We start from the raw sequence: 12695 nt of genomic DNA, 5'->3' as shown, positions 1-12695 counted from the left end.
CTAGCTGCTTTATAAAAGATTCGAAAATGGCAAGATGAGCTGGCCCAACAATTAGGACGAGGTCAAAGCCTTATCCAATGAATAAGTAGACTGGCTAATGAAAGGCTATTGAACCGGGAATAAAAATAATAAACGCACGCAATTTCTATTGATTTTGCGTGCGTTTCTAATATGCTTTACATTATCAAAAAATAAGAGAGATTCTCATGAATAAGGCTAAAACAAAAGATGATATCATTCAAAAATTATGACTGTAAATAATTTTTAGTAAAACAAATGAATAATTCCAATTTTATAAGTTCATATTCTATTTAAATTTTTATAAAAAATTGCACTTCTCGAATCAAAGGAGACATTACTTAGGGATAGAGAATATTCAGCAAAGCAAAATATTTATCTTTTTTGATTCAAAACGTGCAACCACCTTTTTATTATATAACATTTTTCTTCTTTGTAAATTGAGATAGTATTAAAACTTTATATCATCATTAATCTTTTAAAAGCTAATTTAAGCTTATATCATAATAAAATGGCTCTATAATTTTTCCTATTGATGACTTATCTGTATGATAAGTCATCAATAGGTTTTTTATTGCATTAAAAAAGGAAAACATAACCTTCGCTAATAAAAATTATTTCCACCCAAATTCTTCTAAACAAAGGTAATTCTATGTCTTCTCTTAATTATTGTATTAAATTTGAACTTGATGTTAAAGACAAAAATATTGTTTTTACAAGTACGTCAAAATGCAAAAGCACAAAATCTACGGAGCTGAATGGATTCGAACCATCGAAAGATATAAAAACCTTTAACGCCTTAGCAGGGCGCCCCGATCAACCACTCTGGCACAGCTCCAGTTTGTAAATTAAAGAGAGTTAGTAGTAACAAGTAATATAATATCTATCTTGTTAACACTAACAATAGGTTAACATAATTTACTGATTTTGTATATATTAATAAACTTTGAACGCCTTGTCGCAAAAATATTGCAAACCCTAAAAAGCATAATAAGTATTAATTGATGGTTATCCGAAGGACAATTGAAAGTATTTTATTATTATAATGCTGAAAACAATTGTGTTCGTAGTTTAGCTAATTTTCAAACTCAATTGAGAACTTCATTATCTAGGATAATTTAACTAGCGCCATGTGTGTAATATATAAAGTACGTAGGAGATAACCCATTCTGTATAAGGTGATTAGTTTAAATATTCAATAATAACAAGTAACTAATTTGTAGTGATTTATAATTTAACATTAAATTAGTATGTTTTGTTAGAAATTAATGTAAGCGGATTCGAATAAAGCTATAATAGAAGTAGATAGAAAGAAGGTCATGATTATGGCTGAAAATGAAGAAAGAATTATTAGAAATAAAATCGAAGAGATCGTTAACCACGATCAAGAAGTTAAGAATAATCCTGAGTTGATGGATATTTTTAGAGTTGCTTATGGCAGGAGGGATGCAGGCAAGCCAATGCAAGTAGTAGCTTTAGCACTTGATAAATCATTGGCTGGCTACATTACTAGTCATGGTCCAGGCGAGACCCCAGACAGCGTCCTAGATTTGCATAAAGAGATGCAGAAGTTGTCGGAAATTTAGGAACTTATGAAAAGTTATTATTAATTCTAAAGAAAAATCAGGCTAATTTTGATAATTAGTCTGATTTTTTAGTTAATTTTTTCTGTATTGAGTAAGTAATCCAAAAAATGATCTTTAATGATTGGGAGTGATAAATTTTAGTTATTTATAAAATCAGCTAATGAAACAAAAATACAAATATAAATTTACACTACTATGCGCTTACATGATTGAAAAATCAATATTAAAGAAAATCTCACTTGTGAAACATAGCCATAAAGCCCGTCATATCAAGCTTTTTGGCAAAATAAAGCAAAAATCCACACATAGTGTGGACTTTTCGGGTTAGTTATTCACAATTTAAACCAACTTAGCACCTAATGAATTCTTGAAATGATCCAGTGCCCATTGTTGCCCATACTTAGTGAAGGTAGCAACTGCATCGGTTGGAATCGTAATATGGTAATTCAGGTTATAAGCTGCAATAGCGGTGTGCAAGACACAAATATCGGTACAATCACCTGTTAACCAAAGATCGTCAATTTTTCTTTCTCTTAAGTAATTATCTAGATTAGTGTTTTGGAAAGAAGAATAACGATTTTTGTTGAACTTGTAAACTCTGTCGCTATCTTTGTGAGCGTCATACCAAGTCTTGATTTTGCCATACAATTCTTGTCCAGGAGTGCCAATAATATTGTGTGGTGGGAAAAGTTTGTATTCGGGACTAAATTTATCGTGAGTGTGACCGTCTGTAGGAAAGATCACATAATCACCATTTTGATAAAATTCATCGGCTAATTCTAGAATATGATCCTCAATTGCTTGACCAGGTTTACCACAAGTTAGTGCACCATCATCAGCGATGAAATCATTAGTGTAGTCGATAATCAGTAACGCTTTAGTCATAATTTACCTCTATATGTTTCTGTATTCTGAAATCAGTTTTTGTTGTAAGTCGGCTAAATTCTTTGTCAAAAAGACAGGATAACGATCAGGGTTAACTAGACGCTTAGTAGCTGTTGGTAATTCTGCGACTTTTTGATGAGCGAATTTTTGAATGGCAAAAGTGTCAGTTTCAATATCTTTTTCATGGTCAGGAGTTAAAATTTCACTCAAAAGTGGTTTAGCTACAAAGTCTTTTAATTCAACTTTGTCATGAGTAGCATATACATCCGCATTGACTGCAGAAATGGTGTCACCAATTTGTTCATCATTTAATGCAATGACATCGGCAAAAGCTTTGCTAGGTTCATCTTTCTTATAGAGACGGTAAACTTGTTTATTGCCTGGCAAAGTGATCTTTTCACGACTGTTACTAATCTTGATCTTAGGTTCCCATTTGCCGTTGTTTTCAAGTTCGGACATTTTGTAGACACCGCTTAAAACTGGGCTAGATGAACTCGTAATCAAACGTTCACCGATACCAAAGTTATCAAGTGGTGCACCATCTTCAAGTAAAGCTTTAACGATGTGAGCGTCTAAAGCATTGGATGCAGTAATCTTAGCGTTAGGGAAGCCTGCATCATCTAACATCTTTCTAGCCTTTTTGGCCAATTGAGTAATATCACCGGAGTCAATTCTGATGCCAACTGGTTCATGACCAGCAGCACGTAATTCTTTGAATACTTTGATAGCGTTTGGAACACCAGAATTTACCACATCGTAGGTATCAACTAATAATGCGGCTGTGTCAGGATAAATTTTGGCCCAAGCTCTAAAAGCAGTTAATTCATCCGGAAAACTTTCAATCCAAGCATGAGCCATTGTGCCGACAGCTGGTACGTGGAAAAGTTTAGCAGCTAAAACATTAGAGGTACTGCTGCATCCCCCGATGATTGCGGCACGAGCACCATAAGTTGCAGCGTCAGGGCCTTGAGCGCGGCGAGCACCAAATTCCATGACTGCGCGACCATCAGCTGCATTTGTAATTTGCCAAGCTTTAGTAGCGATTAGTGATTGATGGTTAATAATGTTTAATACCAATGTTTCCAGTAATTGAACTTCCATTAATGGACCAGAAATAGAAAGAATTGGTTCTTGTGGCATAACTGGTGTACCTTCAGGGATAGCTTTAACGGTACATTGATTTTTAGTATGTTCAAGATAATCGAGAAAGTCAGCAGAGAAGTGCTTCAATGAGCGCAGGTAGGCGATGTCATCGGCAGTAAAGTGCCAGTGCTTGATTTCATCTAGTGCTTGCATTAAACCAGCACTAACTACGAAACTACCATGGTCAGGAACGTTACGGTAGAAGACATCAAACCGTGCTTGCTTGTTATGTGGCAGAGTTTGAAAATAGCCGTTGGCCATTGAAAATTCGTACATATCTGTTAAAAGTTCATGATACATTTTGTTTATTTGCTTCCTATCTTTTAAGTATAATTTACTTTAATTAGTTCAAAAAATAAAAGTATATTTAACTTTTATTAGTGTCGATTGTAACACGTTATTTAGTGAGTGCAAGTTTTAGCGTAATTTAAAGATCTTAGGTGGTCGACCAGAGCGCTTAGTAGAAGCGGTTCCTACTTCTTCAAAAATATTTTTGTGAGTTTTCTTAAAGTTAGAATTATCAATTTTGTCGACTGTGGTTTTTAGGAAAATAGCATAAACTTCACGTGCTTGGCGTAGAGTAAATGTGGGTCCTAGGATTTGAAGTACTGTTGGCTGGTAATCTAGCTTGTTCTTAATTCGCTTGATAGCTGCAATTACGATTAGATGATGGTCAAAGGCAAGTTTAGATTTTTCAGTTAAGGTTAGATCGATGACATCGTTTTTTAAGTAAAAATGTTGGTCCTTAAAATTAAATGCAAACCATCTTGCCTCTGTTGCACCATAGCCAGGCTTAAGCTGTGGCATAGCAGGTAAAAAAGTCATGTAAGCTAAGGCTAGTGCACGCTCACCACTAACTCGATTAGGGTCAGTAAAAGTAGCCAACTGTTCAGTGGCACCGTGGGGGATGGCAATGCCAATTTTATCTTTAATTAGTCGGATACAAGCAGCATCTGCACTTTCATTTCTACGTAACAGAGTTTCAGGCAATGCCCATTTATTTTTAAAAGGTTCATTAGCTCGTTTAATTAACAAAATTTGAGGCAAATGAGTGTTAGGATTGAAACTCCAAATGATATTCGTAATCGTAATTAAAGGACGAGCAACAATTTCTTCATCCAAATAAATCACCTCGAAAAAAGATCATTCAAATACGTAACTACGTAAATTGAATGATCAAATTTTTATTAAAAATTAGTTTTTATCGTCTTGATTATCGTCTGACTTTTCGCCATCATTATCTGATTTGGTAAAATCGCCATCCATGGTATTAGGACGACCTGTTTGATAGTCGGTTTCATGTTTTTCAGCTCTAGGTGCAACTTCATTGGCTTCAGGCATTACCATTGCTGCAATAATATAAAGTGCAGTGCCAGGGAAGAAACCAGTGAAGATAATTAAAGCAGCACCGATGATTCTTACCCAAGCTGGATCTACATTGAAGTAGTTAGCAATTCCACCGAAAACACCAGCTAAAATTTTGTCTTGTGATTTAGTTAATCTTTTTTGCATAATAATAGCCTCATTTCTAATCTTGCTATTGGTTACTTATAATTATACAGCATAAGGGATGCGAAAGGCATTTGCAGGATTAAAATATAAAGCTTTATGTAAGAAATATTTTGTAAAATAAAAAGTCTAGCATTTGCTAGACCTACCTTTATGCCCGCTAAAGGATTCGAACCTTCACTCAGTCACCTGAACAGCGACCTGAACGCTGCGCGTCTGCCAATTCCGCCAAGCGGGCATTTTTATTTCGTACATGAATAATCATACCAAATATTTGGTAAAATGTAAGCATAAATATACTTATTATTTCAAAAGGGTGGAATTTCATGTTTTTTAGTAAAAAAGTAAAACGAGCTTTTATTAGTTTGGTTGCTGTAATTTCGCTGGCTTCATGTGGTGTGGCATTTACTACACCAGTTCATGCAGATGCAACGAGTAGCTATCATGCTGATCAGTTGAACTTGGACGTTAAATCTGCGATTGCCATTGATAGTAATTCTGGTCAAATCTTATATGCTAAAAATGCGGATAAGACTTTACCAATTGCTTCAATGACTAAATTAGTGACTGTCTACTTAACTTTGCAAGCAATCAAAAATAAGAAATTATCTTGGGATCAAAAAGTAAAGCCAACTGCTCCAATTGTAAAAGTAGCCAACAATACGGAATATTCAAATGTACCTCTTAAAATGGGTCATTCATATACAATTAAGCAACTTTATCAAGCAACCTTGATTGAATCCGCAAATGGGGCTGCTATGCTTTTAGGGCAAACTATTGCCGGCTCACAAAAAGCATTTATTGATCAAATGCGTCAACAAGTGAAAAAGTGGGGCATTGAAGATGCTAAAATTTATACCGCTTGTGGTTTGCCTAACGGCAATCTAGGCAAAGATGCATATCCTGGCATTAATAAGAATGCTGAAAATACCATGTCAGCAAAAGATATGGCAATTATTGGTCAAAACTTAATTAAGGACTTCCCAGAAGTTTTGAACACTACTAAGCTTGCTCACTTAGACTTCAAGGATAATGGTAAAACTACTAAGATGGCCAACTTTAATTGGATGCTTAAAGGTCTTTCACAATATGACAAAGCATATCCTGTTGATGGCTTAAAAACTGGTACTACTGATGCAGCTGGTGCTTGTTTTATTGGTACTGTTGAACACAGTGGTGCACGTTTGATCACGGTAGTTATGGGTGCACGCCACCGCGATGGTACAGACCCATCACGTTTTATTCAAACTAAGAAGTTAATGAACTTCATTTTTAATCAATACCGTCCAATTACAATGACCGCTGGTAGCCAAATGAATGGTGCTAAGACGATTGAAGTAACAGATGGTGATAATGCTACTACTAACTTAGGTTTGAAGAATAAGACCACTATCTGGGATCCAGCAGATGGCAAGACATTGGTAGCTAAGTTAGACAAGAAGTCAATTGAAGCTCCAATTGTCAAGGATCAAACTGTTGGAGACTACCAATTCAAGTCTGGAAATGAAAAAATTGTTTCATTATCTAATCCAAATGGTATGAACGTTAAAGCCAAGGCTTTATCAGCTAACGGTAAGGTAAACTTCTTCGTTAGAATTTGGCGTTGGCTTTTCGGAGGCAGATAAAAATGACTGAAATTACTGAAGATGTATTAAAAAAAGTGATTGTTAAAAGAGAAAGTGACACTTATAAAGGTAATTATGGTCGGATTCTATTAATTGGTGGCAGTGAAAACTATGGTGGTGCCATTATTATGGCTACCACAGCTGCAGTAAATAGTGGTGCAGGTTTAACTGCTGTTGCTACTCATCCGCTTAATTTAACAGCTTTACACGCACGTTTGCCTGAGGCTATGTTTATTGACTGGCGTGATGCTCAACTTGCTGATCTGATTAAAAAAATGGATGTGGTTGTTTGTGGACCCGGATTAGGCATGTCTGATTTGGCTAAGCAGATTATGGTAATTTTGAGAAGATGTACGTCAGAAAAACAAACGGTGGTTTTGGACGCTAGTGCGCTTGATTTGATTGGTCAAGATAGATCTTATTTGCCTGTGAATGCGGGTCACTTGATTTTGACGCCTCACCAAATGGAATGGCAAAGGGTTAGTCAAATTAGAATTCCATTTCAAACTGATGGTGCTAATATTGATGCACTGAATCAATTAATTCCTGACAGTAATGCTATGCTGGTTTTGAAGTCCAATCATACTCATGTTTATGATGGCAAAGGACAGATCTTTGTTAACCCGATTGGTAATCCAGGCATGGCTACCGGGGGTATGGGTGATACCTTGGCAGGAATTATTGGTGGCTTTGTTGCTCAATTTGGACCAAGTGTGGATACAGTATTAGCTGCTGTTTATATTCATTCTTTGGCTGGCGACATGATCAATAAGGAAAATTATGTGGTTCGACCAACAGAAATTTCTAAAGTATTGCCTAAATTGATGAAAAAGTATTCAGAACTCAGCTAAAAATGTTAAAATCTTACTTGTAATTAAATAGCATCCCGATGAGGGATGCTTTTTAATACGTTACTCTGAATGACGCAGAGTAATTTAAAATAATTATTAATAAAAAGAAGATTAACATATTTATGAGAAAAAATATTATTGTTGGAATTGCATGTATTGTAATTGCATTTGGTGCGATTATTGGTTTGGCTAAGGCCTGCGCACCTAAGGCTGATCCTTCACAGGATGCGGTTTCTAATCAAACACAAAGTAGCAAGGTCAAAAAATCAACTAAGAAGAAAAGTACACCAAATAATGAAATTTTTCGTCCTTACAAAGATCCTAAGGATTTAAGAAAGGAAGGAACGTGGAAAGAAAAAAGTGAAAAGAAGAAACACCCTAAGATCAATCCAAATGAAAAGGATTTAACATTACGAGTATCATTGGAAGGCAATCGTACTTACTTATTGAGAAAGGGTAAAGTAATTTATACGATGCTTTCTACTGGTGGTATTTTTAAGAAAGGAAAATCTTTAACGCCAACTGGTACGTATTCTATTCAAAATGGTCGTGGTGACAGTTTCTTTAACTACAATTTGAATGAAGGAGCTAATAATTGGACTAGTTGGAGTCCAGATAATGTTTATTTGTTCCACTCTGTTCCTACATTAGGTGATGGTAGTTATAACTTAAAGGAAGCTACTAAGTTAGGGCGTACACAAGGCTCACATGGCTGTATACGGTTAAGTGTGCCCGATTCTAGGTGGATCATGGAAAAGATCCCTGATGGTACGAAAGTCGTTATTAAGAACCATTAGTTTTTAGCATATTAAAAAAACAGATACATAACGTATCTGCTTTCTTAATTATAGAGAATTTAACCATTCAAGTTGTCCCTCATTACGAGAAATAGCTCGCATGAGAATCAAATAATGACCATAATTTTCTTGAATATTATGAGGATTATTGAACAATAACTTTCTTCTAGAATATAAGTGGGAAAGCTGATTTTCTATTAATTCTCTTTCGTTTTTTATTAATTGCTTTATTCGAGGATCTTTCTGATCATTAATGAAAAATAATTTTAACGAAAACAAGTCATGATTAACAGGTAATTCAGTTAAAGGTTGATCAATCCAACGTTCTAAGATAGTTGAACCTTTACTAGTTAGAGAATAATGAATTTCTTTTTCATTATTCTCTTTTTGTTTGCCTTCAATCCATTGATCTGTAAGCATTTTTTTGAGTTCTGGATAAATTTGGCTATGTGAAGCTCGCCAAAATTCACCAATTTCATTATTAAATTGATTAGTAAGTTCTTTACCTGTTGAATCAGGATTTTGTTTTAAAATTCCCATAATGATGTAGGGAAGTACACGTTTCTTTGGCACAAAATCATCTTTTCTGTATTTGATAAGTTCATTTTATCAGAAAAGAGAAAAAATTATTTTTCTATGTATGAGTGACCATCTTTTTTAATGATATGATAGTTTTCATCGAAATAATTGCCATTTCTGATATCGTCTGTCATACCTTCGTAAGGTGCTTCCGCAATTGCTTGTTCATTATTAATACCGGCATTTCCAATATAAGTGATCTTGGCGAATTCTGGTACAACCATCTTAGGATAAGTTTCATACTTTTCACGAGACTTATGCATTAAATCAATGTGTTCATTTTGATAGCAAACTGTAATTTCAGGATGGTCTTGAACCCATTTAGGGAAGAAGATGGTCCCGTTTAATTTGTGTTCATTTGGTACAAAATCAAGAGCTACGTCAGTACCAGTTGGTTCAGTCCAAGCGATCTTGTAAACTCCATCAGTTAAAAGATTGATGTGAGCTTCTTGGTCCTTTACCCAACGTCCAGCAACCATACCTCCATGAATACGGTAATCTACGGTATGGTCATTTTTACAGTACCATTCATATTCCCAGCCGTTGTCGTAAGTATAGATAAAATGGGTACCTACAAAATCATCCAGAGTGTGAAATTTTTTATTCATATTGTTTAAATTTGCCATTATTTTCCTCCTAAATTTGCTTTTGTTGTTATCGACATAAATAATTATATGTCGATATAAACATAAAATGCAAATCTTTTTCAATAAAATATATGGCAAGCCGCATTCTTTCCTGTTATAATCATCTTTGCTAGTAGGTTAAAAGTAGTAATTATTTTCTTTTTTAAGCGAGTCCAAGTTGGTGGAAGTTGGATATCAAGAAATAATGAAGGCGTGTTTAACTGATAAAAATAATGAATTTAAATAAGCGGATACTTTGTATCAATCTGAGTGGTACCGCGGGTTAGTAACTCGTCTCTTTCTATACATTAGAAAGAGACTTTTTTATTTGGAAAGAGGAAGAAAATGGACTTTAAAAACGAAGTAGTTGATTTAGTTTCAAGCCAAGTTGATTTGCCTAAAGAAAAAATTACTGCATTAATTGAACGTCCAAAGAATGCAAAAATGGGTGACTATGCTTTCCCAGCATTTATTTTGGCTAAAACTATGCATAAGAATCCTGCTATGATTGCCCAAGATATCGCTGCAAATTTAAGTAGCGATGATTTTGCAAGCATCAAGGCTGTCGGTCCTTATGTTAACTTTGCTATTAATCATGAAAAGTTAGTTTCATCAACTTTGAAGACTGTTTTAACAGAAAAAGAACATTATGGTGATCAAAAGTTGGGCAAGGGCAATGTCCCAATTGATATGTCTTCACCTAACATTGCTAAACCAATGTCAATGGGTCACCTTCGTTCTACAGTTATTGGTAATTCTATTGCCAAAACTATGGAAAAGGTTGGCTATACTCCAATCAAGATTAATTATTTAGGCGACTATGGTACGCAATTTGGTAAATTGATTGCTGCTTACAAGCACTGGGGTAATGAAGAAGATGTTAAGAAAGATCCTATCATGAATCTTTTCCATTACTATGTAAGATTCCACAAAGAAGCTGAAAAGAATCCAGAACTTGATGATGAAGGTCGGGAATGGTTCAAGAAGCTTGAAGATGGCGATCCAGAAGCAGTTAAGTTATGGAAATGGTTCCGTGAAGTTTCACTTAAAGATTTCAAACGCATTTATAAAGAATTAGGCGTAACTTTTGATTCATACAATGGTGAAGCTTTCTTCAATGATAAGATGCAACCAGTAATTGATGAATTAAAAGATAAAGGCCTGCTTCATGAATCTCAAGGTGCTCAAGTTGTAGATATGGGACCTGATGAAAATCCAGCAATTATTGTTAAATCAGATGGTACTTCAATTTACTTAACTCGTGATTTAGCTGCCGCTGAATGGAGAATGAAAGAGTACAACTTTGTGAAGATGCTTTACGTTGTTGGTAACGAACAAGCACAACACTTTGTTGAACTTAAAACTGTTTTGAAGAAAATGGGCTATGACTGGGCCGATGAAATTCATCATGTTCCATTTGGTTTGATTACTCAAGGCGGTAAGAAGTTATCAACTAGAAAAGGTAACGTTGTTTTCCTTGATCAAGTATTAAAGGATGCTGTTTCTCTTGCTAAGAAGCAAATTCAAGAGAAGAATCCAGATTTGGCTAACCAAGATCAAGTTGCTCATGATGTTGGTGTTGGTGCCGTGGTCTTCCACGATTTAAAGAATGATCGTTTAGACAACTTTGACTTTAATTTGGATGAAGTAGTTCGCTTTGAAGGTGATACTGGTCCTTATGTACAATACACTAACGCTCGTGCTCAAAGTGTTTTTAGAAAAGCAGCTGCAATGGGCGAAAAACCTAGTGAAAAAGACTTAGTCCTTGATGATGATTGGGCATTTGCTGTAGCCAAGGACTTAGCCGATTTCCCAAGAATTATTGCTAGAAGTGCTGATAAGTTTGAACCATCAGTAATTGCTAAGTTTGCTCTTGATTTGGCTAAGAAATTTAACAAGTACTACGCTAACGTGAAGATTTTAACTAAAGACGATAAAATTGGTGCACGTCTTGCTTTAGTAGAAGCCACATCAATTGTCTTGACTGAATCTTTGAGACTATTAGGTGTCAATGCTCCTAAAGAAATGTAATGAAAAACGTGAAAAATAAAAAATAGCGCTTACATTTTGTGAAAAATTGTTCATAATCAAATTATTAGGGTACAATATGTTTGTAAGATATTTAGGAGGTATTTTTTAATGGCTTATTTTGACAACGGTAATCAAATCTTTAAAGACGCTCGTAAGAACCACTACGCTGTAGGTGCTTACAACACTAACAACTTGGAATGGACTCGTGCAGAATTACGTGCTGCTGAAGAAACTAGAACTCCATTATTGATCCAAGTATCAACTGGTGCTGCTAAGTACATGGGTGGTTACAAGTTCGTTAAGGACATGGTAGCTGACCAAATGGATTCAATGAACATCTCAGTTCCAGTTATTTTGAACTTGGACCACGGTGACTTTGAATCAGCTAAGGAATGTATCGCACTTGGTTACTCATCAGTTATGTTTGATGGTCACAAGCTTGATACTGAAGAAAACTTGGCTAAGACTAAGGAAATCATTAAGTTAGCTCACGAACGTGGTATTTCAGTTGAAGCTGAAATCGGTAAGATTGGTGAAAACCAAGGTGCTGACGGCGGTGAATTAGCATCAGTTGAAGACGCTAAGACTTTCGTTGCTGCTGGTGTTGACAAGCTTGCTTGTGGTATTGGTAACATCCACGGTGTATACCCAGCAGGTTGGAAGGGCTTGAACTTTGACCGTCTTAAGGAAATTGCTGAAGCTGTTCCTAACGAACCACTTGTATTGCACGGTGGTTCAGGTATTCCTGAAGACCAAGTTAAGAAGGCTATTCAACTTGGTATTGCTAAGGTTAACATCAACACTGAATTCCAATTAGCATTCCAAAAGGCTACTCGTGAATACATCGAAGCTAAGAAGGACTTGGACAAGGGTAACAAGGGTTATGACCCACGTAAGTTATTGCTTCCAGGTACTGAAGCTATCACTGCAGCTATGAAGGAAATGATTGGCTGGTTAGGTACCAAGACTATTGATGACGAACTTAAGGATGCTTCATTCGATCGTTCATCATTAAACGAAGAATAATCATTTGATTATCAATTAA

Annotated in this window: 12 protein-coding genes and 2 tRNA genes; 6 read left to right on the top strand and 8 right to left on the bottom strand. The window is 35.4% G+C overall.

What is annotated here, in order from left to right:
* Positions 1-767: 767 nt before the first annotated feature.
* Positions 768-856, bottom strand: a tRNA-Ser gene (locus FC57_RS06565).
* Positions 857-1343: 487 nt separating this feature from the next.
* Between FC57_RS06565 and FC57_RS06560 the strand changes: the two genes are divergently transcribed.
* Entirely contained in the window at positions 1344-1604 is a 261-nt protein-coding gene (locus FC57_RS06560) for a bacteriocin immunity family protein (RefSeq protein ID WP_040529831.1), read from the top strand.
* A gap of 339 nt (positions 1605-1943) precedes the next feature.
* On the opposite strand, the gene FC57_RS06555 is transcribed toward FC57_RS06560, so the two are convergent.
* The 5 genes from FC57_RS06555 to FC57_RS06535 form a co-directional block, all read right to left on the bottom strand.
* Positions 1944-2489: a cysteine hydrolase family protein gene (locus FC57_RS06555; protein ID WP_007126604.1), complete on the bottom strand. Its 546-nt coding sequence runs from the start codon at positions 2487-2489 to the stop codon at positions 1944-1946.
* Positions 2490-2498: 9 nt separating this feature from the next.
* Positions 2499-3932: a nicotinate phosphoribosyltransferase gene (locus FC57_RS06550; RefSeq protein WP_007126603.1), complete on the bottom strand. Its 1434-nt coding sequence runs from the start codon at positions 3930-3932 to the stop codon at positions 2499-2501.
* A gap of 117 nt (positions 3933-4049) precedes the next feature.
* Entirely contained in the window at positions 4050-4754 is a 705-nt protein-coding gene (locus FC57_RS06545; RefSeq protein ID WP_040529829.1) for an NUDIX hydrolase, read from the bottom strand.
* Between the two features lie 72 nt (positions 4755-4826).
* Positions 4827-5144 (bottom strand): PspC domain-containing protein, encoded by a 318-nt coding sequence (locus FC57_RS06540; RefSeq protein ID WP_007126601.1) that lies wholly within the window; start codon positions 5142-5144, stop codon positions 4827-4829.
* Between the two features lie 151 nt (positions 5145-5295).
* A tRNA-Leu gene (locus FC57_RS06535) sits at positions 5296-5379 on the bottom strand.
* An 88-nt stretch (positions 5380-5467) separates the two neighbouring features.
* Here FC57_RS06535 and FC57_RS06530 point away from each other — a divergent pair.
* The 3 genes from FC57_RS06530 (at position 5468) to FC57_RS06520 (ending at position 8414) form a co-directional block, all read left to right on the top strand.
* Complete coding sequence (locus FC57_RS06530) at positions 5468-6766, top strand: serine hydrolase (protein ID WP_007126600.1); 1299 nt, start codon at positions 5468-5470, stop codon at positions 6764-6766.
* Positions 6767-6768: 2 nt separating this feature from the next.
* A complete protein-coding gene (locus FC57_RS06525; RefSeq protein ID WP_007126599.1) occupies positions 6769-7617 on the top strand; it encodes an NAD(P)H-hydrate dehydratase in 849 nt (282 codons plus the stop codon).
* A 122-nt stretch (positions 7618-7739) separates the two neighbouring features.
* Complete coding sequence (locus tag FC57_RS06520) at positions 7740-8414, top strand: L,D-transpeptidase (protein ID WP_007126598.1); 675 nt, start codon at positions 7740-7742, stop codon at positions 8412-8414.
* A 48-nt stretch (positions 8415-8462) separates the two neighbouring features.
* Here FC57_RS06520 and FC57_RS06515 read toward each other — a convergent pair whose 3' ends face one another.
* Positions 8463-8987 carry a PadR family transcriptional regulator gene (locus FC57_RS06515; protein WP_040529826.1) on the bottom strand — a complete coding sequence of 175 codons (525 nt, stop codon included), beginning with the start codon at positions 8985-8987 and terminating at the stop codon, positions 8463-8465.
* 53 nt (positions 8988-9040) lie between these two features.
* Positions 9041-9601, bottom strand: coding sequence for a phenolic acid decarboxylase (locus FC57_RS06510; protein WP_040529898.1), 561 nt, complete (start codon positions 9599-9601; stop codon positions 9041-9043).
* A gap of 363 nt (positions 9602-9964) precedes the next feature.
* Between FC57_RS06510 and argS the strand changes: the two genes are divergently transcribed.
* Both argS and FC57_RS06500 read left to right on the top strand, forming a co-directional pair.
* A complete protein-coding gene (gene argS / locus FC57_RS06505) occupies positions 9965-11650 on the top strand; it encodes an arginine--tRNA ligase (protein WP_007126595.1) in 1686 nt (561 codons plus the stop codon).
* A gap of 108 nt (positions 11651-11758) precedes the next feature.
* A complete protein-coding gene (locus FC57_RS06500; RefSeq protein ID WP_007126594.1) occupies positions 11759-12676 on the top strand; it encodes a class II fructose-bisphosphate aldolase in 918 nt (305 codons plus the stop codon).
* Positions 12677-12695: the final 19 nt, after the last annotated feature.

Origin of the sequence: Lactobacillus ultunensis DSM 16047 (genome assembly GCF_001436305.1) — a bacterium.
In the GTDB taxonomy this organism is placed as follows: Bacteria; Bacillota; Bacilli; order Lactobacillales; family Lactobacillaceae; genus Lactobacillus; species Lactobacillus ultunensis.
Note: the sequence above shows the minus strand (reverse complement) of the source record. Positions and strands in the feature narration are given on the sequence as shown.

Coding starts and splice junctions, on each gene's coding strand:
- FC57_RS06560 (WP_040529831.1), top strand. CDS start 1,344: ATGGCTGAAAATGAAGAAAGAATTATTAGAAATAAAATCGAAGAGATC.
- FC57_RS06555 (WP_007126604.1), bottom strand. CDS start 2,489: ATGACTAAAGCGTTACTGATTATCGACTACACTAATGATTTCATCGCT.
- FC57_RS06550 (WP_007126603.1), bottom strand. CDS start 3,932: ATGTATCATGAACTTTTAACAGATATGTACGAATTTTCAATGGCCAAC.
- FC57_RS06540 (WP_007126601.1), bottom strand. CDS start 5,144: ATGCAAAAAAGATTAACTAAATCACAAGACAAAATTTTAGCTGGTGTT.
- FC57_RS06530 (WP_007126600.1), top strand. CDS start 5,468: ATGTTTTTTAGTAAAAAAGTAAAACGAGCTTTTATTAGTTTGGTTGCT.
- FC57_RS06525 (WP_007126599.1), top strand. CDS start 6,769: ATGACTGAAATTACTGAAGATGTATTAAAAAAAGTGATTGTTAAAAGA.
- FC57_RS06520 (WP_007126598.1), top strand. CDS start 7,740: ATGAGAAAAAATATTATTGTTGGAATTGCATGTATTGTAATTGCATTT.
- FC57_RS06510 (WP_040529898.1), bottom strand. CDS start 9,601: ATGAATAAAAAATTTCACACTCTGGATGATTTTGTAGGTACCCATTTT.
- argS (WP_007126595.1), top strand. CDS start 9,965: ATGGACTTTAAAAACGAAGTAGTTGATTTAGTTTCAAGCCAAGTTGAT.
- FC57_RS06500 (WP_007126594.1), top strand. CDS start 11,759: ATGGCTTATTTTGACAACGGTAATCAAATCTTTAAAGACGCTCGTAAG.